This window comes from Pedobacter westerhofensis, from assembly GCF_900182595.1.
GTDB lineage: Bacteria > Bacteroidota > Bacteroidia > Sphingobacteriales > Sphingobacteriaceae > Pedobacter > Pedobacter westerhofensis.
Genome location: NZ_FXTN01000001.1, coordinates 517,982 through 537,824, shown reverse-complemented (window position 1 = coordinate 537,824; position 19,843 = coordinate 517,982). Strand labels below are relative to the sequence as shown.

24 protein-coding genes are annotated in these 19,843 nt (G+C 42.0%); 14 read left to right on the top strand and 10 right to left on the bottom strand.

Going from position 1 to position 19,843, the window contains the following annotated elements:
* The first annotated feature begins 475 nt into the window (after positions 1–475).
* On the top strand, positions 476–1,420 hold the full coding sequence (locus FN831_RS02275; protein ID WP_142526560.1) for an NAD(P)/FAD-dependent oxidoreductase: 945 nt from the start codon (positions 476–478) through the stop codon (positions 1,418–1,420).
* A 52-nt stretch (positions 1,421–1,472) separates the two neighbouring features.
* Here the strand turns inward: FN831_RS02275 and FN831_RS02270 are convergent, their stop codons facing one another.
* The gene (locus FN831_RS02270; RefSeq protein ID WP_142526559.1) at positions 1,473–2,324 is read right to left on the bottom strand and encodes an AraC family transcriptional regulator; all 852 of its coding nucleotides are present in this window, start codon (positions 2,322–2,324) and stop codon (positions 1,473–1,475) included.
* 54 nt (positions 2,325–2,378) lie between these two features.
* The gene (locus FN831_RS02265; protein WP_142526558.1) at positions 2,379–3,419 is read right to left on the bottom strand and encodes an alpha/beta hydrolase; all 1,041 of its coding nucleotides are present in this window, start codon (positions 3,417–3,419) and stop codon (positions 2,379–2,381) included.
* A 245-nt stretch (positions 3,420–3,664) separates the two neighbouring features.
* On the opposite strand from FN831_RS02265, the gene FN831_RS02260 reads away from it, so the two are divergent.
* The gene (locus tag FN831_RS02260; protein WP_142526557.1) at positions 3,665–3,955 is read left to right on the top strand and encodes a putative quinol monooxygenase; all 291 of its coding nucleotides are present in this window, start codon (positions 3,665–3,667) and stop codon (positions 3,953–3,955) included.
* Positions 3,956–4,048: 93 nt separating this feature from the next.
* Here the strand turns inward: FN831_RS02260 and FN831_RS02255 are convergent, their stop codons facing one another.
* On the bottom strand, positions 4,049–4,621 hold the full coding sequence (locus FN831_RS02255; RefSeq protein ID WP_142526556.1) for a Crp/Fnr family transcriptional regulator: 573 nt from the start codon (positions 4,619–4,621) through the stop codon (positions 4,049–4,051).
* A gap of 173 nt (positions 4,622–4,794) precedes the next feature.
* Between FN831_RS02255 and FN831_RS27575 the strand changes: the two genes are divergently transcribed.
* The 3 genes from FN831_RS27575 to FN831_RS02245 all read left to right on the top strand — a co-directional run bounded on the left by FN831_RS27575 (position 4,795) and on the right by FN831_RS02245 (position 6,202).
* Positions 4,795–4,941, top strand: a complete 147-nt coding sequence (locus FN831_RS27575; RefSeq protein WP_185960352.1) for a hypothetical protein — start codon at positions 4,795–4,797, stop codon at positions 4,939–4,941.
* A gap of 108 nt (positions 4,942–5,049) precedes the next feature.
* Positions 5,050–5,838, top strand: coding sequence for a PhzF family phenazine biosynthesis protein (locus FN831_RS02250; RefSeq protein ID WP_142526555.1), 789 nt, complete (start codon positions 5,050–5,052; stop codon positions 5,836–5,838).
* Between the two features lie 55 nt (positions 5,839–5,893).
* On the top strand, positions 5,894–6,202 hold the full coding sequence (locus FN831_RS02245) for a hypothetical protein (protein WP_142526554.1): 309 nt from the start codon (positions 5,894–5,896) through the stop codon (positions 6,200–6,202).
* Between the two features lie 9 nt (positions 6,203–6,211).
* Here the strand turns inward: FN831_RS02245 and FN831_RS02240 are convergent, their stop codons facing one another.
* The gene (locus tag FN831_RS02240; protein ID WP_142526553.1) at positions 6,212–6,799 is read right to left on the bottom strand and encodes a cysteine hydrolase family protein; all 588 of its coding nucleotides are present in this window, start codon (positions 6,797–6,799) and stop codon (positions 6,212–6,214) included.
* Positions 6,800–7,032: 233 nt separating this feature from the next.
* On the opposite strand from FN831_RS02240, the gene FN831_RS02235 reads away from it, so the two are divergent.
* On the top strand, positions 7,033–7,794 hold the full coding sequence (locus FN831_RS02235; RefSeq protein WP_142526552.1) for an alpha/beta hydrolase: 762 nt from the start codon (positions 7,033–7,035) through the stop codon (positions 7,792–7,794).
* A 177-nt stretch (positions 7,795–7,971) separates the two neighbouring features.
* On the opposite strand, the gene FN831_RS02230 is transcribed toward FN831_RS02235, so the two are convergent.
* Complete coding sequence (locus FN831_RS02230; protein WP_142526551.1) at positions 7,972–8,937, bottom strand: NAD-dependent epimerase/dehydratase family protein; 966 nt, start codon at positions 8,935–8,937, stop codon at positions 7,972–7,974.
* Between the two features lie 118 nt (positions 8,938–9,055).
* Positions 9,056–9,655 (bottom strand): Crp/Fnr family transcriptional regulator, encoded by a 600-nt coding sequence (locus FN831_RS02225; protein ID WP_142526550.1) that lies wholly within the window; start codon positions 9,653–9,655, stop codon positions 9,056–9,058.
* A gap of 162 nt (positions 9,656–9,817) precedes the next feature.
* Here FN831_RS02225 and FN831_RS02220 point away from each other — a divergent pair, with 162 nt between their 5' ends.
* A complete protein-coding gene (locus tag FN831_RS02220; protein ID WP_142526549.1) occupies positions 9,818–10,213 on the top strand; it encodes a cupin domain-containing protein in 396 nt (131 codons plus the stop codon).
* Positions 10,214–10,302: 89 nt separating this feature from the next.
* On the opposite strand, the gene FN831_RS02215 is transcribed toward FN831_RS02220, so the two are convergent.
* The 3 genes from FN831_RS02215 to FN831_RS02205 are packed head-to-tail and all read right to left on the bottom strand — an operon-like array spanning position 10,303 to position 12,253.
* Positions 10,303–11,256: a helix-turn-helix transcriptional regulator gene (locus tag FN831_RS02215; protein ID WP_142526548.1), complete on the bottom strand. Its 954-nt coding sequence runs from the start codon at positions 11,254–11,256 to the stop codon at positions 10,303–10,305.
* 17 nt (positions 11,257–11,273) lie between these two features.
* Positions 11,274–11,852 carry a YdeI/OmpD-associated family protein gene (locus tag FN831_RS02210; protein ID WP_142526547.1) on the bottom strand — a complete coding sequence of 193 codons (579 nt, stop codon included), beginning with the start codon at positions 11,850–11,852 and terminating at the stop codon, positions 11,274–11,276.
* Between the two features lie 8 nt (positions 11,853–11,860).
* Entirely contained in the window at positions 11,861–12,253 is a 393-nt protein-coding gene (locus tag FN831_RS02205; protein ID WP_142526546.1) for a RidA family protein, read from the bottom strand.
* Positions 12,254–12,573: 320 nt separating this feature from the next.
* Between FN831_RS02205 and FN831_RS02200 the strand changes: the two genes are divergently transcribed.
* Positions 12,574–14,226 (top strand): RICIN domain-containing protein, encoded by a 1,653-nt coding sequence (locus tag FN831_RS02200; RefSeq protein WP_185960351.1) that lies wholly within the window; start codon positions 12,574–12,576, stop codon positions 14,224–14,226.
* A 10-nt stretch (positions 14,227–14,236) separates the two neighbouring features.
* Here FN831_RS02200 and FN831_RS28375 read toward each other — a convergent pair whose 3' ends face one another.
* Complete coding sequence (locus FN831_RS28375) at positions 14,237–14,404, bottom strand: NrtR DNA-binding winged helix domain-containing protein (protein WP_394348265.1); 168 nt, start codon at positions 14,402–14,404, stop codon at positions 14,237–14,239.
* Between the two features lie 275 nt (positions 14,405–14,679).
* Here FN831_RS28375 and FN831_RS02195 point away from each other — a divergent pair, with 275 nt between their 5' ends.
* From FN831_RS02195 to FN831_RS02170, 6 genes are all read left to right on the top strand, one after another.
* Positions 14,680–15,123, top strand: coding sequence for a S24 family peptidase (locus FN831_RS02195; RefSeq protein ID WP_142526544.1), 444 nt, complete (start codon positions 14,680–14,682; stop codon positions 15,121–15,123).
* Positions 15,124–15,125: 2 nt separating this feature from the next.
* Complete coding sequence (locus tag FN831_RS02190; RefSeq protein WP_142526543.1) at positions 15,126–16,370, top strand: Y-family DNA polymerase; 1,245 nt, start codon at positions 15,126–15,128, stop codon at positions 16,368–16,370.
* Position 16,371: 1 nt separating this feature from the next.
* Positions 16,372–17,067, top strand: coding sequence for an SOS response-associated peptidase (locus FN831_RS02185; protein ID WP_142526542.1), 696 nt, complete (start codon positions 16,372–16,374; stop codon positions 17,065–17,067).
* Positions 17,068–17,324: 257 nt separating this feature from the next.
* Positions 17,325–17,900: an RNA polymerase sigma factor gene (locus tag FN831_RS02180; RefSeq protein WP_142526541.1), complete on the top strand. Its 576-nt coding sequence runs from the start codon at positions 17,325–17,327 to the stop codon at positions 17,898–17,900.
* Between the two features lie 147 nt (positions 17,901–18,047).
* Complete coding sequence (locus FN831_RS02175; RefSeq protein WP_246101298.1) at positions 18,048–19,055, top strand: sensor histidine kinase; 1,008 nt, start codon at positions 18,048–18,050, stop codon at positions 19,053–19,055.
* Positions 19,055–19,807, top strand: a complete 753-nt coding sequence (locus FN831_RS02170; RefSeq protein ID WP_142526539.1) for a LytR/AlgR family response regulator transcription factor — start codon at positions 19,055–19,057, stop codon at positions 19,805–19,807. Before FN831_RS02175 ends, FN831_RS02170 begins: the two co-directional genes overlap by 1 nt.
* Positions 19,808–19,843: the final 36 nt, after the last annotated feature.

The window sequence follows — 19,843 nt, the reverse complement described above, 5'->3', positions numbered from 1 at the left end:
GGATTTAATTGCAATATACCTTTAGGCATTCACTTGGTAGTATATTGCAATCGTATTATTTGTTTAAAAAGAAGTTGTTGATAATGCTGATAAATACTGCTGGTTTATCCAGATGGATCACGTGTTCAGCATCTACTTTCTGACAGGTTCCCATGCTCAGCAGTGACATCGCCAGCTCAGCAGGGAAAAGGTAAAATAATAATAGGACAATAAGAAGAATTGCTCTGTATGCCCGGATTTAATTCGTATAAAAGACAAAAGAATTGCAAATGCTGAACAAAGTAAGGCAAATGGAACACCGATTTTCAGATTAAATTTTTTCAACATATCAATCCGGTTGGGTACGGAAGATAAGGTTTGTTTGTCACGAAATTTAAAAAATTAAGTATTTACATGCTACAATGTTGCATTAGAAATCCTGTATTGTATCTTTGAAACATCTTCCATTGGTTCATCCGTGTTTAAATATTTTACAATGACAGCATCAAAAAATTTCGAAGTAATCATCATCGGCGGCAGCTACGCAGGTTTGTCGGCAGCGATGGCATTAGGCCGTTCCCTGCGTAACGCTCTCATCATTGACAGCGGATTGCCCTGTAACCGCCAAACGCCGCATTCGCATAATTTTCTCACCCAGGATGGAGAGCAGCCGGCGGTGATAGCGGCTAAAGCTAAAGCAGAAGTATTAAAATATAGTACTGTCCGGTTTTTAACTGGTACCGCGTCAGCAGCCACTAAAACCGGGGATGGATTTACGGTAACTACCGTGGAAGGGGAGACTTTCCAAACCAAAAAACTGATTTTTGCAACGGGAATTAAAGATTTGATGCCCAATATTAAAGGTTTTGCAGAATGCTGGGGAATCTCTGTGGTTCATTGTCCATATTGTCATGGATATGAGCTTAAAGGCCAAAAAACAGGAATCCTGGCAAATGGGGCCAGAGCGGTACACCTGGCTTCGCTGGTTTATAACCTGACTAAAGATCTCACGGTCTTTACAATGGGAAAAGGGGATTTTACAGCAAACGATCTTGAAAAATTCAAAACACACAACATCCAAATTGTAGAAACTGTGATATCTGAAATACAACATGAAAACGGGCAGCTCAGCACCCTGATTTTTGATGATGGAAGCAGCATCAATTATGATGCATTGTATGCGGCGGTGCCGTTTATACAGCATTCAGATCTTCCGCAATCCCTGGGTTGCGAGCTTACAGAACAGGGATATATATCGATAGATAACTTTCAAAGTACCACAGTAAAAGGGATTTATGCCTGTGGTGATAATTGCGGGATGATGCGTGCAGTAGCAAATTCTGTATACACCGGCAATTTTGCCGGGGCAATGGTCAACAAGGAGCTCTGTGATCAAACGTATGCTGTTTCCGCTATAGCCGCAAAGACATCAAATTCATAAACGATGTGCAGAAGTTGATATAAAATGATAATTTCTTCTCCGCGGAAAGCCCTTAGATCATTTCGCCTTGTTTACGGTATGCAAGGCGAAACGTTTGGGGGGATTCTTTTGTCTGCTGGGTAAACAACCTGATAAAATATGAAGGGTCAGTATAACCTAATTTGTAACCGATTTCTTTTACACTAAGTTCGGTATGGGCCAGCAAGCGTTTAGCTTCCAGGATAATACGGCTCTTGATAATTTCATTTGGCCCTGAACTGTGCATACGTACAATTCGCTTGTTCAGTACTTTAGGAGTAATCTTCAGCAATTCTGCATAGGCAGCAACAGTATGGTGCTGCATATAAAACCATTCAACCATTTGACTAAACTTTCGGGAGAATTCTGCTTCCTGCCCAATCTCGTCGTCGTTTATAATATTTGATTTCTTCCAGATGCGGGTGCCCAGAATAATGATTTTCTTCAGCAAAATCCTAAGCATTTCTTCCACTGTGGAGTCATTTTCTTCAAACTCAGTGCTGAGCTCTTCAAAAATACCCCTGAAATCTGCCGACTGTTTTTTATCCAGGTAAACTACAGGGATTGCATACACGTTATGAAAAAGCAAGCCGTCACAGGCAACTTCTTTATCATGTATTTCTACGCAGTAAAAATCGCGATTATAATACAGCATCGTTCCGGTACTCTTTTTATCAAAGGTAACCACTTGTCCGGGGCTGATAAAAAAGAGGGCATCGCTCTCCAGCAGGTACTCGTGGAAATCAATAACAACTGTGGCCCCTGCGTTTACCAGTACGATCTTCACAAAAGTACTCAGTTCTGCCGCTGCCTGTGGCAGCGCAGTCTCATTTGCAAGTGCAATAATTCCAATTTTTTTAAAAGCAAATTGCTTAAAGCTGGCCATAGTTGGTATGATTAAAGATGTCCTAAGATAGGGATTACGCTATTAGTGATCTGGTTATTGTAGTGCTTTTCTAATTTCTGCAGCAGCCTGCAGCAGGGCGGACTGTGTGGCAGGAACAGTAGCCAATGGATTTAACAGGCCCCAGTCATGGATCATTCCATTGTAACGAACGGTAGTTACTTTTACTCCTGCGGCATCTAATTTTCGTGCATATGCTTCGCCTTCGTCACGTAACACATCATTTTCTGCAACTTCTATAAAAGCCGGAGGCAAGCCCTGTAACTGCGTTTGAGTAGCTTGCAGCGGCGACGCGTATATTTCCTTTCTTACAGCAGCATCGGGAGCATAGTTATCCCAAAACCACATCATCATGTTTCTTGTTAAAAAATGTCCCTCAGCAAACTGATGATAAGATTCAGTATCAAAGTTTGCGTTGGTCACCGGCCACAGAAGCACCTGCAATTTAATTTTTGGGCCATTTTTATCTTTGGCCATTAAAGTCATCACGGTAGCCATATTGCCTCCAACACTATTGCCTGCTACAGCAAGCCTTGTTCCGTCTACACCGATATCGCCTCCATGAGCGGCCACCCATTTTGTAGCAGCATAGATTTGATTGATCGCTACGGGGTATTTAGCTTCGGGCGAGGGTGTGTAGTTCACAAATACTGCTGCCGCACCAGAATTAACAACCAAATCCCTTACCATGCGTTTGTGGGTTGGGAAATCGCCCAGTACCCATCCGCCGCCATGGATAAACATAAAAACGGGAAGCACCCCTTTGGCATTTGCAGGTTTCACTACAGTAAGTACAATGGGTCCGGCACTTGTAGTGATGGTTTTTTCAGTAACCCTGATATCGCTGTAATCAAATTTAACTGATTCCTGTGCGCCTGTGAGCACTGCCCTGGCATCTTTGGCAGATAGTTGCTCAATAGGTTTGCCGGTTCCTGAATTGAGTACCTTTAAAAAAGCGTTAACATGGCTTTCCACATGGTTATCTTTAACTTGTGCTTCCTGGGCCGCAACATTGGCACTTACAGAAAAGATGAGCAATACAGCTGCAGCGATTGATAAGAAACTTACATTTTTCATGATATGATTTTATATAATTATTTACAGCACAAACGTATCGCATTATGAAACCTTCTTCAATGCACGTTTTGCTATAGAAACAGGACGTTTCGCCCTGGCGGGCATATTGTGATATACCTCACATAATCAGCAGACAATTTGATTGTGATGTATGTCACGTATATTTCTTGCCCGTTCAAACCAAATTTGTCATGTAATCAAAAACGAATAAATTTTACCAACATTCACATTTAATATAACACATCATGCAAAGAGAACTGATCGTAAAATGGAAAATAAAAGAAACAGAAACAGCAGCCGTGCTTCAGTTGCTGCCAGAACTGGCAGAGAAAACAAAAAAAGAACCGGGAAATATCTCTTATGCTATCTATCAATCTGAAAGCGATCCCAACGAGATTATTTTGCATGAGCGATATCTTGATGAGCAGGCCCTTGACTTTCACAAAAACTCAGCTCACTATCAGGCCATCGTAGCAGCCAAAATTATCCCGCAGCTGGAACTGCGCGAAGTGATATTTGTGAAACAACTTTTTTAAACTATAAGAATTGTTTAGATATGGCTACTTTATAAAAGCTATTTTAAAATACTGTTCCGGCGGATTAGAGCTGCCGGGGCAGTTTGAAAACTGTTAACTTTGGTACAATCTGCTAAGCGTTTCGCGCGATACGCCCAGATATGCTGCAATAAGATGTTTAGGAACAATATTATAGAGTTGCGGGTACATGTTCAGTAATTCTTCATAGCGATGCCTGGCATCATTGTTCATAAAAGATAACAGTCTTCTCTGAGTAGCGACAAACCCTTTATTGGAGCGCCATCGGAAGAAATATTCAAGCTGATAGATTTCCCTGCAAAGCCTTTCACGGTCTTCGCTGGTAAGGCATAATACGTCGGTGTCTGTAATGCAGTCCACATGCACTGTCGCTTTTACATCATTGTATAACGCATTGTAGTCCGAAGCCCACCAGGTTGACATCGCAAATTGTAAGATCAGCATCTTTTGATCATCGTTTACATAATATGTTTTCAGGCATCCATTCAGCACAAAATATTCACAGCTGACAGTATCTCCCTCAGTGATAATACTTTCACCCTTTTTAAAGGACAGTGGTTTCAAATGCGAAAAGAAATAACTGAACTCATCATCGGTAAGAGTGATGGTTTTGCTGAGGTGAGCTTTTAAGATTTCCTGCGGTGTCATGGTGTGAAGCTAATGAAAACCTAAAGGTAGTCAAAGTGACGAGCATCACATAATTCGTATGATAATTTTAATGTGATTCAAATCACATTATTTTCTTATCTGTTAAGCTCAAATTTACCCTTGATAAAACAGTAAACTTAACCAGATAGTTAAATCATCTTTAAAGTATAAAAATGAGTATTATTTCAATTAATCCGGCCAACGGAAAGAAAATTAAGGAATACGCTGCACTTACTGAAGAGCAGGCGCCAGCTAAAATTAAGCAAACTCATAACGCATGGCTTGGGTGGAAAACGGTTTTGGTATTCTTGAATTTGTAAACGTAAAAACCGTTTATATCAAATAATAGCAGCCCGGGCGGGGCGTTAGTATGGAGTTGGCCGCAGCATTGTATATTGCGCTAAAACAGACTTCATAATTATCTTTGTATGGAATTAAAACTTTATCAGATCGATGCATTTACGAACGAGATATTCAAAGGGAATCCCGCATGTGTTGTCCCGCTAAAGGAATGGCTGCCGGATGAAACACTTTTTAACATCACAAAAGAAAATGCAGTTGCAGAAACTGCATTTTTTGTAATTAATGGGGATAAGGTGCACTTACGCTGGTTTACGCCCGAGATTGAAATGGATCTGTGCGGACATGCAACGCTGGCCGCAGCTCATGTTATATACAGCATGATGGATTTTGACAAGCAGGAAATTGTTTTTACAACACTAAGCGGGGAGCTGACCGTAACGGTTGAAGATGGGATGTATGCACTGAACTTTCCTTCCAGAAAGCCCGTTCCTGCAGTGCTTCCTGAGCTTATTGCGCATGCCCTGAACATTCAGCCATCAGCAGTTTTAAAATCCCGTGATTTTGTGCTGATTTATGAAAATGAACATCAAGTACGCGACATCACAATTGACAGACAGGTGTTTGACCAGATCAATCTTGATCCAGGAGGTGTGGTTGTAACTGCTCCCGGAAGCAGTGCCGATTTCGTTTCCAGATACTTTACCCCGCAGTCAACAATTCTCGAAGATCCTGTTACAGGATCAGCGCATTGTTCCCTGATTCCCTATCGGAAAGAGCAGCTGAATAAAAATCATATGATCGCTATCCAATTATCTGAGCGGACAGGTACACTATATTGCTCTGATCTGGGCGAAAGGGTAATAATCAGGGGCAATGCCAGGACGTATGCTATCGGAACGATCGTTACCGTATAAAATTTTTAATAGATGCCCGGGGCGGCATGAACCGGAAGCGGGTATATCCCCCTATGTGGGGAGGTACCATTATCTAAGCAGCTTTTTTGCGGGTGTATTTTTAACAAATTTTGTTCCCCACTTTGTTAAAGGCGTTTGTGGGGATGCATTTCCAACTCCATTTGCCAAACCACCCGGACAAGGTTTATCCTCTCCCTCACTAAACATATTATGGGCTTTGTTTAATCTGGTGGTAGGTTATGTGTTGTTCAGGGCCGGCAGGGTGTATACAGAAAACGACCTGTCTAAGCTGATCTTTTTTGCGGGCCTGGCTTTGATGAGCAGTTATCTGGCCAAAAGATTTGTAACAAAAGATAAATTGTAACTGCTGATATTAATTCTCAGCCCCGGCCTCCAGGTCTTCAATCAGTTCCTGCGTAAGAACAACCGTGGCAAATTCCTGGTTCAATTGCGCAAGCGCTGTCAGGTGCATTGTTTCACCGCTGTAATGCTCTCCATTGATACCTTTCTTTCCAAAGGTTGCTGTTGCATCTGCTAGAATGTAGGTGTCATAACCAAAATTTCCTGACATCCTGGTTGTGGTAGAAACACAATGATCGGTAGTTAAGCCCGCGATCACAACGGTATGAATTCCATTCTGATCGAGCTGTTCTTTCAGGTCCGTACCTATGAAAGCACTATTGACAGACTTTTGTATGATCACTTCTCCCGCTAAGGGTTTAAGCATATCTTTGAATACATGTCCCGGATTATTCAGGCCATGCTTTGCCTCGGGATTTACTGAGATGTGCTGTATGTGAAACAAAGGTAATTTGTTCGCCCTCCAGTAATTCAATAATTTCATTGCGTTTTCCTCAGCGAAGGGATTATTTCTGCTGCCTCCCCAATACTCTTCGTCTTCAAAAGCTTTCTGGAAATCAATCAGGATCAATGCAGGGAAATCTTTCTTTGTTATTTTCATTTTATGGAGATGTGATTAAGTATTGGAACCATACAGCAAAACTAGAATTTATTTCGAAGGAAAATACGTGACCTCTATTACCCTTTCATTTGATTACAGACCCCTGACTGTGACACAGATCACATTCTTTGCGGGCTATCTTTAATGTGATCTACGTCACGCTATTATTTTTTCAATATCCCCCTACTTTGTGACAGAAACAAAAATGAATATTTAACATCAAATCACATCTTATGAAAACTATGAAATTTTATTCCGTATTGCTTATTGCCTTAATCGTTGCATTTAGCAGCCATGCCCAAAGCGCTGCTTCAGAAAAACCGGCTATCATTTTTGTTCATGGAATATGGGCAGACGGAACCAGCTGGACTGACCAGATCACCGGGTTACAGGCGAAAGGTTATCCTGTAATTTCTGTACAAAATCCGGTTACCTCTCTGGCTGCCGATGTTGCGGCTACGCAAAGGGCTATTGATATGGCTAAAGGGAAAGTTATCCTGGTTGGGCACTCATGGGGTGGTTTTGTGATTACCCAGGCTGGTAATGATCCTAAAGTAATCGGACTGGTATACGTTGCAGCTTACGCTCCTGAGATTGGCGAAACTGTGCCAGAGCTGCAAAAAAATGCTCCCGGAACGGAACTGAGCAAATACTTTGTTCCCGCAGGCGACTTTGTCTATTTATCTGAGGCAGGCGTAAAAGCTGCATTTGCCAATGACCTGCCTGTAAAAGAGCGGAAAGTAATTTATGCTACACAAACTCCGGCCTCTAAAACTGTTTTTGGGGATAAAAGCGGAACACCTGCCTGGAAACAAAAACCAAGCTGGTACATCGTAGCAAAAGGCGATAAAACCATCAACCCAGACCTGGAACGTTTTATGGCCAAAAGGATCAAAGCCAAAACTACTGAGCTGGAATCCGGCCATGTGGTGATGATCGCACAGCCGAAAGCTGTATTAAGGATAATCGAAGAAGCAGCCAGCGCTAAAAACTAATTTCTTCAGTAACCAGTTAAGCACGGGGAACAGCATTAATCAGAACAGCCTGATGAGCGAATCAGAAAATATACAAAGGATTGATAGAATAATCAACAGGGTCACATTCTGGCTGGCAATCATAATTGCTACCATCCTCGTACTTATTGCTGCAGAGTACAATAGCCAGTCTTTGATTTATGATTTCATCAGCGATAATCCCTGTTCAACAGTTACAAACGTTTTGTACCCTAGTTCCCTTCTGGCTTTGGCATCGCTGGTTATAAATTCCAGTCCCAGTGTGTTTACCATGGCTTTGTATAGTGGCGGATGTCCTTTCAGCTGAAAGGTTTTCCAAACAAATTCCATGAGCGATGCAATCAGTTTAGCTGTTCCGATTGAAACCGATTTATCCGGAACAGCTATACCCTGTGTGCCGACGTATCTTTTGATGAAATCTTTAAAAACCACTTTTTCTCCGTCAGTAATGAAATAGGCATTTCCCCCAAAACCCCCATCTTCTGCCAGCAGCAATGCCTCACACACATTTTTAACATTTCCGGTAACAATCTTGTGCAGGCCGCCCCCGATAAACTGCATCTGGCCTTTTTTGATCGCGTCAAGTATCGCCGGCAGAATATTAGGGTCGCCCTTACCCCAAATCAGCGGGGGGCGAATCGAAATTGTTTTGAACTGTGCTGAATTTGCCTGCAGCACCAATTTTTCCGCTGCCAGCTTTGTCCGGGAGTAACCGTCGGTCAGATTGTCTGAAACAAAATGTTCGTCGGCATTCCCTATTGGTTGTCCGTTCATTATTACTGATGCCGCACCCAGGTATACAAAGGTTTTAACAGCTGACTTTTTAGCTTCTTCAAGCAGCAGGGCTGTAGCTTTCACATGAAGATTATATAACGTTTTTTCACTTGCAAAAAAATCTACGGAGGCAGCCAAATGAAACACAGTTTCTGCATCTTTTATGCCATTAGTTAATGCTTCTCTGCACTCCAGATCACCTGGTACAGCTATCGCGCCCAGGCTTTTAACCTTTTCTATAGCTTGTGGCGAACGTGCAAGGGCACTTACTGAATATCCTTTTTCAACCAATAATGGGATTAAGTTTTGTCCAACAAAACCAGAGCCTCCTGTAATGAATACTTTTTTCATTTCTTATTCAAATTTTCGTTTTGCCAATACCTTCCGGGTTAGTCTGCATCCGTAATCTGGCGGATGCGCAGCCTGGAGAGATATGGATCTGGATACAAATGTCTTTCAGTGGAGAAACTTAATTTTTGCGAATCCGCAAAAAATCGTTGCTGGCTATTTCTTTTTTCAGGTGGCTTAATGTGAACTGAGAAATACCAAGGTAAGAAGCTACCTGGTTGGCGGGAACACTGTTTGCAACTGTGGGGAATAGTTTCAGAAATGAAATGTACCTTTCTTTAGATTCTTTCTGAAACAGGATTTCCCGGGCTTTAATTTTGTCAAACAGGGTCTTTTCTGTGATTTTTTTGAGCAGTTCATGCCACTCAGGAACATTGTTTTCAAGCTTTTCAAGTATTTGTGATGTAATCACAAATACATTACAGTCAATAGCTGCAATGCATGAAACTGATGAAGGTATTTGATCTCTTAAACTTTCCAGATCGGTAATGAACTTGTTCTCGGTAATAAAATGTACTGTATTTTCTGTACCAGCTTCAGTGTAAAAAAATAGTCGTGCGATGCCTGATGTGATAAAGTAAATGCTGTTGCATCTCTGTCCGGCCTTCCAGAGATACTCGCCCTTACTCACCGTTGAGGGTTCTAAATGGTCTGCTATCAGCTGTTTGCTTTCAGGACTGAGTTTTAGGAACAGGTCAAAATATTTAAAAATTGCATCCATCACTTTTTTGATCACAAAGTTCCGACATATTTATTTTGTATTTTTTGCTAATTCGCAAAAATAATTCCTACTTGCTAAGTAATAGTGGTAGATAAACCTGTAATATGGGTAAGGGTAAACCGTTTAATTCTTTGCAAGTTTGCAATCAAAATATATAATCAAATGAGTGATTTCCAACAAATATTCCCACTGGGAGAGAAAAACGAAGCATACGCAGAATATTTTACCGGCCAGAGCTACCTTGCACCTTTAACTAAAGAAGGTGTGGGCACCAATAATGTAACTTTTGAGCCGGGCTGCAGAAACAACTGGCATATTCATCACAAAGGTGGCCAGATCTTGTTGTGTACAGCTGGCATTGGCTGGTTTCAGGAAGAGGGAAAACCTGCGCAGGTTTTAAATCCAGGGGATGTTGTGAACATTGCTCCGGGCATAAAACACTGGCATGGCGCATCTAAGGACAGCTGGTTTTCACATGTTGCTATTGCCGTGCCTGCAGAGGGTGCAAGCAATGAGTGGCTGGAGCCAGTTAGTGATGAGGAATACAATCAATTGTAATTAACCAACAGGGAACTGTACATTCTTCTGATGCTGCCTTAAGCCTTAGTTTTGTATGATGAAATATCTGTTAACTTTTAGGGTGCTGATCACTTTGTCATTCTCTTTAAACCATTATCCAGGATTTCCTTTAATTCATCCTTTAATGATACCGGCTCAACAATATCCGCAACATCAATAAATCTTAAAAACCAACGTACAAAGGCTGTGGGATGCGGGATACAGTTGAAATACATCAGAACGTGATTTCCTGTGGTTTCTTCTTTGTAAAACCCGTAGCTGTCACGTTCCCAAAATATAAAATGAGCAAATTTCAGATCTGCTTTTATGATGATCGGAGTGGCGGGAGCAGCATCGAGGTGATCCCGCAGCTCGCGTAGGGGCGGATGTTTACGTGTAAATGGGATATCGGTTATATCAGCCTGCCTGATCCTGTCCAGCCTGAAATTCCTATAGTCTAACCGCAGTAAGCAGAATGACAGTACATACCAAAAATCTCTTTCGTAAAACAGCCCAACAGGTTCTATTTCCCGAACTTTAAATTTTTTTTCACTGCTCTTATGATAACTGATTTTCACAATTTTATGGCTAGACGAACTGCTCAGCAAGGTATTGAGGATATCAGGCAGATAATCCTGCGACTCAGATTCTGAATTGATCAAAAGTTTGTCGTCAAGCTGCTGCATAGCCAACTTCTGCTGAGATTGCAGAGAGCCTTTTACTTTGACCAGCACAGACTCAAATTGTTCTTTGATAAACTTAGTTTGATGCTGCTGCATCATTTTTTCTGCAATCAGCAAACTAAGGACTTCCTCATGTGTAAACCTGGATGGCTGAATGCGAAAACCCTCGGATATGGAATACCCGGCACCATCATGTGATGAGATCGGTACCCCGGCCGTTTCCAGGGCTTTTAGATCCCTGTAGATAGTCCGTTTACTGGTTTCAAACCTGCATTGCAGCTCATTGATAGTTACACGGGATTTAGACTGTAATAAAAAGAACAGTTGTAAGATGCGGTCAAAGCGTTTACTATTATCCATTTTTTATAATATGGCAATTACCGTTTTAGTGCAACCGGTAAAGTTTTAAATTTAGCAGAATTTACGATTTCTGTAATTCTTTGTTGACGGGTTTTATCAGTTTTGCACAATTTTACCCATTGCAGGATTGATTTTTTAGCCGAATTACTGAGGCTTGTATAGTATTCCAGTGTGCTGGCTTGCTGCTCAAATGCCAACTGAAGATCAGCTGGCAGCACTAAACCTTCAACATCGTCCAGTAAATGCCATGAGCCGTTTTGCTTAGCAGTATGGATACAATTTAAACCTGCGGGCATCATCTGCTTTCTTTTGATCAGATCGCTTACTTTTTCCTTATTGATCTTAGACCAGGTGCTATTCGGTTTCCGTTTACAAAAGAACTGGATAAATTTTTCATGATCTACAGGCTTTCGCCTGCCATCTATCCAGCCAAAACAAAGTGCCTCATCAACCGCGGCACTCCATGTAAAGTTGTGCCGCTCAGATTTCTTTTTATAAAATACAAGCCAAACAGAAGGAGCGGAGAGGTGGTTTTTGATCAACCATTCTCTCCACTCTGCCTCACTTGCCGGAGAATATATTTCAGCATCCTGCATTGCAATCTTTATTTTACTACTGTAGCCTCCAGTTCCACTGTCAGTGTAGCGAAAAGCCCTTTAACTTCAATAAGGGTTGTAGCTTGTCTGATGCCATATTTTTGAACAAACCCGGCATATACCTCAACACATGAGGTAAAGAATTCGGATGTGGAAGTTGTGAATATGTTTAACCTTACAATGTTGCTCATTTCATAACCAGATTCTGTAACCAAGTGTTCCAGGTTAGCGATCGTTTGCGTCAACTGTGAACGCATATCCTCTGTACTTGGCTGCCCGTTGGCATCAATAGCCACCTGACCAGAACAGTAAAGGGTACCTGATACATTTTTTACTTCTACGGCCTGAACTGAGTTGGTGTACTCTCCCCACTTCCAGGGATCAATTGTGTTTTTTTCCATTTTCTTTAAATTAGCTTGATGATTTAATGGTAAAGATCAGGTGTCTGGTGACAGCTGTTTGTCGCTCCTTTTTGAGATTTATTAAAAACGAATTTGATACGCTTTCCCCGTCATTTCCGATATAGTCCATTGATCACCTATCTGAATATTTGGAAGTTACATCCATTTAGCATACTATTGTAAGCGATATTATTGAAACCTGCCGCTACCAAATATATACCGAATGTGCGTTTGATGAGTGCTAATCTTTGTCTGGTAGCCGCATGCTTTTTTGACGAAATATGACTAACAATCTATTAACTGATCAGCAAAATCAAACCATGAGAAAAAAAGTAATGATATGCGCTGCGGCAATATTCCTGCTGGCTGTGCAAGGTTGCAAAGAGAACGATTCAGCAAAAAGAGAAATGTTTTCTGCCGGCAAACTGAGGACGGATGTGCTTACAGAAACTTATAATACTTACACCGTTACTAACGCGGGAAGTGCGAAAGCCATTGAAGTTGGAGGAACCCTTAACCAGGGTGCAAAGCAAGACAATAGCCGGCTGCTGCAGCAATGGGCGGCATCTGCCAGTACGCCAGACCGCTGGCAAAAATGGAACCTGGTAGATCTGGGAACAGGCTACTATAAGATCGTGAACCTGTTCAGCGGCAAAGTATTGGCCGTACCCGGTGGTTTAGGTAACCAAGGCCTTACCCTGGAACAATATAGCTGGATGAATCAGAATTCCCAGCAATGGGAAATCACCAGTCTTGGCTCAGATAATTACAAGATCGTTAACCGTGCAACCGGACTGGCTATCACCAATGAGGCCGGTTCAACTACAGATGGTAGCGCCATCACACAACGTACCTATGTTAATAATGCTACCCAATGGTGGAAGCTCAATTTATTCGCAAGGGACAGCTACCGCGATGACGAGATCACCAACTTCTTTAAGCGCACAAGCGGTTCGGTAGCATTTGACGGTGTTTTCTCCATACCGCTAACCTATGGCGCCAATAATGGTAAAGTGATGTGGCCAACTAATGACACCTGGTATAACGGCCTTAACGGCGATGGTAATGCGCCCTGTCTGGGCAGCGGAAATTTCCCCATTGCTTACCGCAGCAGCAATCTTCTGCAACCGGCGCAAAGCAACGGGGCCTGGAATTTTTCTCCGGGTGCTACCACCAACATTACCTCCAGCTCTAATGGTACGCAATTCTTCCCCATTCAAAGCGGCACCAGCTGGACCTGGCCAAGCGGCGGTGTAGAAGTTGGCAGTCATGTGTACATTTACGCGGATGAAGGTAATGGCTTAAGTCAAACCAGCGCCGGGATATACGATATTGATATGGGGAATTTGCCCACTTATACCGTAACCCGGTTAAATACACCTGCTATGAGCAACCAGACCGCTATCCGCTACATGCATGGCATGGTAAAACATACGGATGCGGGTGTAAATTATGTATATGTCTATGGTGCCGGAGGCTTGGGCGGCAGCGACGTATACGTGGCCCGTTTCCTGCAAAGCAGCCCTACTACCTGGACTTTCTGGAACGGTTCTTCTTGGGCGGCGTCACCAAATACCGTCTCAGGAGCGGCCATCATCACCGGTATGCCGTGGGGCGGTTTCTGGGTAGAAAAAGTTAACGGCAAATTTGTGATAGCCAGCATGGATTTTGGATTTGGTTGTGATATCGCCCAGCGTAATGTATATACCCGCTTCAGCGCCGATCCCAAATCAGGCTGGTCTGCTAACAAAGTGGTGTACGCATTGCCAGATTACAAGCAGGGTCATACACCGGTATACTATGCACCGGCCATACACCCGCAATTCAGCAGTAACAACGAGATGGTATTTACTTATTGCATTAACTTTTACGACAGCTGTTTAGCTCCCTGCTCCAATACTGATGGAACGATGGACCCGAATGATTACCGGGCCAAGGCAGTACGGATACCTTATGCGCTGATCGGTATTTGATGATCAATAATCAGAATGCATTTTTGAATCCTTCTTCTGTTTTCTTAAAATAGTTCTGATTAAAGGAATAAAGTACTGGGGGCTTATATGTTGTATCCTTTCGTTTTATTCCACTGTTCTCTAAAATTTCGAGGTTCAGAATTTTTCTATAGAAATTGGCCCTTTCCGGACCGGGCACTGGTCAGATACTCAGCTTTGATTCGGGTTATTGGCTTAGGGTATCAAGCTTTACAGCTCTTTCAATAGGAGTTAATATTTATACTTAAGGCAGAGTGTAGCCAAACTCTAGTCATTTTGGAACAGTGAGAATATTCCTTTTCATAGTTGAGAGTATGCCGGATACAAACTGGTGGGACGTAAGCCCCAAAATCACAACCCTGGTGTTTTAAACTAACTATAGTAGTATTAAAAACTAATAATATTAGTACGTTTGTGGCGGCTAATATTTACACTATGTTCAGAAAAATCACACCCAAACGAGACTCAAAACTTGAACCTATTGCTGATCCCGGAGAGGTAACTGGTTTTTCATCGCCTGCACAAGACTATAGTGAAGACAGGCTCCATATTGTTCAAAAGCTTGTTAAAGACCCCACCAATACGTATTATTTTGAAATGGAAAATAACGACATGGCTTTTTTCGGTATCACAAAGGGGGCTTTGCTCATTGTAGATAAATCGGTAAAGCCGAAACACGGTGCAATAGTAATAGCCAACGTAGAGGGGGAGTGGATCACGCGAAAGCTGTTTGCTGGTGATAACATGAGATTTCTGACTTGCGGAATCGAAAGCCAAAACATCCCTATTACAGACGAAGGGATCGTCATTTTTGGTGCCGTAACCTGGAGCTGTAATCCGATGGGCAACGGATCTATGATCAAACACCTTATGGTCTGATCATGGTAGCTTTGGTTGATTGCAATAACTTTTATGCAAGCTGTGAGCGTTTGTTTAAGCCAGAACTGGTAGGCAAACCTATTATCGTTCTTTCCAATAATGACGGTTGCGTAATTGCCAGAAGCAATGAGGCAAAAGATCTGGGCATTACTATGGGAGCAGTCTTTTATATGATTGAAGATGAAATAAAGAAACACAAAATAAACGTATTCAGCAGTAATTATACGCTGTATGGCGATATGAGTGCCCGTGTAATGACTAACCTTGCGCGCTTTTCTCCTGAAGTAGAAGTGTATTCTATTGATGAATGTTTCCTGGCTTTAACGGGCATTGCGGATTTGGAAAGATATGCCCACCTGATCAGAAACTCAGTTATTCAAAATACCGGTATCCCGGTAAGTGTGGGCATTGCGCCCACCAAAACCCTGGCCAAGCTTGCCAACAAAATGTGCAAGCGCACAGGTGGTATATGTGTGCTGGATACCCCTGAAAAGATCTCCGAAGCGGTGAAAGATTATCCTGTAGAAGACCTTTGGGGCATCGGCAGGGCTTACGCCAGGCAACTAATCCTGCTGGGGATTGAAACTGCAGCCGATCTGCGCAATCAGCCGATAGGCTTTGTGCAGGACAAACTAACAATCCAGGGCGTAAGGATGTGGAATGAACTATGGGGGCGCTCCTGTATTCCTGTAAGTGATGTTCTGGAACGAAAAAAAGGTTTATGCACCAGCAGGGCATTCAGCAAGCTGACCAGCGATATGGAAGAACTGACTGAGGCAACCGCCAGCTACGCAAACAGGCTATCACTCAAACTGCGCAAAGATCAAAGCTGTGCAACAGTGATTTCTGTAAGGTTGCTTACCAATCGCTTTAAAACCGATCAGCCGCAGGCTTTTCCGGCAATTACTATACCTTTGACGCATGCCGTAAATAATACCTCGGAAATTGTTAAGGTAGCTTTGGCCGGCTTAAGGGCCATTTACCGTAAAGGCTTTATGTACCAAAAGGTGGAAGTGACCGCTACAGGATTAATTCCGGAAACAGAAGTTCAATTAAACATGTTTAGTAAATGGAACGGGCCGGTAAATGATAAATTAAGCAAGATCATGGATCAGATCAACGGCCATTATGGACGGGGCACAATCAGAATAGCAACTGAAGGCACATCGCAAAAATGGGCAATGAAAAGGAACTTTTTAAGTCCTGCGTATACTACTCAGTGGAAAGACATTATAAAAACTAAATAATATGTGCGCCAGGTACACTTTAACAAAGAAAGAGAAGGACTTATTAAAAGCTTATCAGGTGAAACTGCCGCCAGACTTTCAACCTAATTTTAACCTGGCCCCAACACAGCAGGGATTAGTGATCACAGCGGATGAACCTGATATTGCACAAAAGATGCATTTCGGTTTAGTGCCATATTGGGCAGAGAGTATCAAATTAGATTTCTCTACGTTAAATGCAAGAAGTGAATCAGCCACTATGGCAAAAACCTGGGCACCCCTGCTTAAAAATCATAAAACCTGTTTGGTACTGGCCGATGGCTTTTATGAATGGGACAAGAAATCCGGCAAGCCGGTTCCGTACCGTTTTGTTTTAAACGACAGGGAACTTTTCGCCTTTGCAGGTTTATGGAGCCAGTGGAAAAACAAAATCACAAATGAGGTGTACCGCTCATTTACCATCATGACCACTGTTGCCAATGATACCGTTGGTAAAGTCCATGACCCAAAGTTCAGGATGCCGGTAATCCTTGACCAAAGTGAGGAAGCACTGTGGTTAAGTAAAGATCTGAGTGTTCCTGATTTGATGAGTCTCTGTAACCCTTATCCTGATGATCTGATGAATAGTTTTCGGGTTTCTACATCTGTTAATTCTACAGTGATCAATAAGGTCCACAACAATCATCCAGACTTAATTTTGCCATTAAATAGCCTGTAAACCTACAGATAGTTCCAGTATACCACTTGCCAAAATGCTCTCCCGGGCAAAGCACTGTGCCTGGCTAAACCCAGTATTTCAGCCCTGGCATTACATACAATCGAGATCAGGATCACAGTATTGTTCAGGTAAGATATTACTTTTTATTATGCTATGAATCAGGGAGCCAGATGATCCCTGTTCGTTTTGAGGGTGTCGATTTTCGTTTTAACTCAACGGTGAACCCAGAGCTGATCTGCTTTTTCTGATATTGTATTATGAAAAACAGTCTGCATTTCGTCGACTCTGATCTGCTTTCAGCAATTGCTAAAGGCGACCAGTATGCTTTAGTTGAATTATTTCACAGGTACTATCATCAACTTGGTTTCGAGATTTTAGGAATAACCGGATCTGTGGATATAGCTGAACAGGCTGTTCAGGACGCATTTGTGATGGCCTGGGTGCAACAGGAAGCATTGGCTGAAATTAAAGAATGCTGGACATACCTGCTCGTGATTTCCCGAAACATCGCTCTTATTGTTATGGGAGAACAAAAGATGAAACAAGAAGGCAAATCCAATGGTGCACCGGAACATCCGCTGTCAAGAAGCCGGCAAATGATCAAGGACACAGTTGAGCAGCTACCCCCATTTGAAAGGCAGATATATAAGATGGCCACTGTAGACCGGTTGAGCCCTCAGGAAACTGCCGGTCTTCTCGATGTTACAGCGGATCAGGTAAAAACGATTATAGATGATGCGCTGCGATTGATACGTATGGAACTTTCTAACCATATGGAACCTTGTGTTGTGGTCGTACTGACCTCAGTACTTGTAGTTGGAGATCAACTGTAACTCCGGCACATCAAAAACAAAACACGAACTTTCTTCGTTTTCATCACTGTTTTTTCGCTTTAATACGCTTGCTTTGGTTTATAGCAAACGAAGATTGTATTTTTACAAGCTTTGTTTTAATTGTACTAACACTCAAAAGATACCTTGTTGAAAAAATACAATTTATCCCAGTTGCTGATTATTAGTCTGGTGGCTGCCATATTCGTTTTATACCCCGATATCACCTGGTTGCCTTATGAATTGAACGGGCTCAATAGCGCCGAATGGATACGTCATTTGGAGTTTTTTATCTTTCGGTACATATCCTTTGCTGGTATGATCTTCATTTTGGTGAAGCTCAACTTACAAAAAGTAAACACCTCCGTATTTAAGCAGCGTCTGCTGTACAGTGCTGCAGCGGCAATCTTTTGCTATGCTGTTTATGGTGTGATTTCATTTCTGATATTTACACATGTCAGGCATTTTGGTAGCCTGGTATTGTTTCAGTTCCTGGTCATCTCAATTTTAAGTGCCCTTACAGGCCATATCATTACCTTGTATACAGAAAAACGAAAGAAGGAACAGGAGATTGAAGTTTTGACGGTTGCCAATCTGCAGAGCCGCTATGATGCATTGACCAACCAGATTAACCCCCATTTCTTTTTTAATTCCTTAAACGGGCTTACATCCTTAATCCGTAAGGATAATAAAGAAATGACACTCGATTACGTAAACCACCTTTCTGACGTTTTCCGGTATATCCTTCAAAGTGATAAAAAAGGACTTACAACTTTAGCCGAAGAACTGGCCTTTGTAGATTCCTTCAGGTATATGATGGAGGTTCGTTTTGCCAGTAAACTAAAATATACAATTGATATTGATCAAAGTCTACTGGGTTATACCTTGCCCGTGCTTTCCATCCTGCCGCTGCTTGATAACATTGTTGTACATAATACCATTGATGGCGATCATAAAATGACCATTAATATTCAAATCAATGTAAACAACGAACTGGTGATCTCTAACCCTGTATATCCTAAACTGACCGCGCCGGTAACCAACGGTACAGGCCTCGAAAATTTAGAAAGCCGCTTCATGTTATTAATGGGCAGATCTATTAATTTTAAAGGTGATAAAGACCTGTTTACTGTTCGTTTACCACTAAATGCCCAATAATGAGAGTATTGATTGTCGAAGATGAAACAGCTGCCTACGAAAGCCTGGTAGAGATTTTAAGAGAGATTGATCCGCGTATTGAAATAGCGGCAAATACGGAAAGTGTAAGCCAGACGGTTAGCTGGTTAAAAATTAATCCCTTACCCGATCTGATTATAATGGATATCCATCTTTCTGACGGCTCCGCATTTCTGATATTTGAATATATGGTTGTTGATGTGCCCATTATTTTTACAACTGCCTATGATCAATATGCAATAGCAGCATTTAAGGTAAACAGTATAGACTATCTGCTTAAACCAATTAAAACCAGCGAACTCCAAAGAGCACTTTCCAAGTTTGGTAAATGGACTAAGATCGATATTGTGGCATACTTATCAAAAGTATCACAATTTACTTCCGGAAGAAATTACAAAGACAAGATCCTGATCCCTGTTAAAGATAAATTGCTGCCTGTTCAAGTGAAACAAATTTCCTACTTCTACACCTCGGATAAAAATACCTCCGTTTGTTTAAGAGATGGATCCCAGTTTATATATTTCAGCACATTGGATCAGATATTTAGTTCTTTAAATCCAGCCGACTTTTACCGTGCCAACAAACAGTACATAGTTGCCCGCCATGATGTTAAAGATATTACAATATGGTTTGACAGCCGATTATTGCTTACGCTGGATACGGCGGTGCCGGAACCTATCTACATCAGCAAAAATAAAGCTGCAGATTTCAAGGCATGGATCGTGAACGGCTAAGATTATTTGTTTTTGTTTTCCTTTCGCTTTGACTCT

Coding starts and splice junctions, on each gene's coding strand:
- FN831_RS02275 (WP_142526560.1), top strand. CDS start 476: ATGACAGCATCAAAAAATTTCGAAGTAATCATCATCGGCGGCAGCTAC.
- FN831_RS02270 (WP_142526559.1), bottom strand. CDS start 2,324: ATGGCCAGCTTTAAGCAATTTGCTTTTAAAAAAATTGGAATTATTGCA.
- FN831_RS02265 (WP_142526558.1), bottom strand. CDS start 3,419: ATGAAAAATGTAAGTTTCTTATCAATCGCTGCAGCTGTATTGCTCATC.
- FN831_RS02260 (WP_142526557.1), top strand. CDS start 3,665: ATGCAAAGAGAACTGATCGTAAAATGGAAAATAAAAGAAACAGAAACA.
- FN831_RS02255 (WP_142526556.1), bottom strand. CDS start 4,621: ATGACACCGCAGGAAATCTTAAAAGCTCACCTCAGCAAAACCATCACT.
- FN831_RS27575 (WP_185960352.1), top strand. CDS start 4,795: ATGAGTATTATTTCAATTAATCCGGCCAACGGAAAGAAAATTAAGGAA.
- FN831_RS02250 (WP_142526555.1), top strand. CDS start 5,050: ATGGAATTAAAACTTTATCAGATCGATGCATTTACGAACGAGATATTC.
- FN831_RS02240 (WP_142526553.1), bottom strand. CDS start 6,799: ATGAAAATAACAAAGAAAGATTTCCCTGCATTGATCCTGATTGATTTC.
- FN831_RS02235 (WP_142526552.1), top strand. CDS start 7,033: ATGAAAACTATGAAATTTTATTCCGTATTGCTTATTGCCTTAATCGTT.
- FN831_RS02230 (WP_142526551.1), bottom strand. CDS start 8,937: ATGAAAAAAGTATTCATTACAGGAGGCTCTGGTTTTGTTGGACAAAAC.
- FN831_RS02225 (WP_142526550.1), bottom strand. CDS start 9,655: ATGGATGCAATTTTTAAATATTTTGACCTGTTCCTAAAACTCAGTCCT.
- FN831_RS02220 (WP_142526549.1), top strand. CDS start 9,818: ATGAGTGATTTCCAACAAATATTCCCACTGGGAGAGAAAAACGAAGCA.
- FN831_RS02215 (WP_142526548.1), bottom strand. CDS start 11,256: ATGGATAATAGTAAACGCTTTGACCGCATCTTACAACTGTTCTTTTTA.
- FN831_RS02210 (WP_142526547.1), bottom strand. CDS start 11,852: ATGCAGGATGCTGAAATATATTCTCCGGCAAGTGAGGCAGAGTGGAGA.
- FN831_RS02205 (WP_142526546.1), bottom strand. CDS start 12,253: ATGGAAAAAAACACAATTGATCCCTGGAAGTGGGGAGAGTACACCAAC.
- FN831_RS02200 (WP_185960351.1), top strand. CDS start 12,574: ATGAGAAAAAAAGTAATGATATGCGCTGCGGCAATATTCCTGCTGGCT.
- FN831_RS02195 (WP_142526544.1), top strand. CDS start 14,680: ATGTTCAGAAAAATCACACCCAAACGAGACTCAAAACTTGAACCTATT.
- FN831_RS02190 (WP_142526543.1), top strand. CDS start 15,126: ATGGTAGCTTTGGTTGATTGCAATAACTTTTATGCAAGCTGTGAGCGT.
- FN831_RS02185 (WP_142526542.1), top strand. CDS start 16,372: ATGTGCGCCAGGTACACTTTAACAAAGAAAGAGAAGGACTTATTAAAA.
- FN831_RS02180 (WP_142526541.1), top strand. CDS start 17,325: ATGAAAAACAGTCTGCATTTCGTCGACTCTGATCTGCTTTCAGCAATT.
- FN831_RS02170 (WP_142526539.1), top strand. CDS start 19,055: ATGAGAGTATTGATTGTCGAAGATGAAACAGCTGCCTACGAAAGCCTG.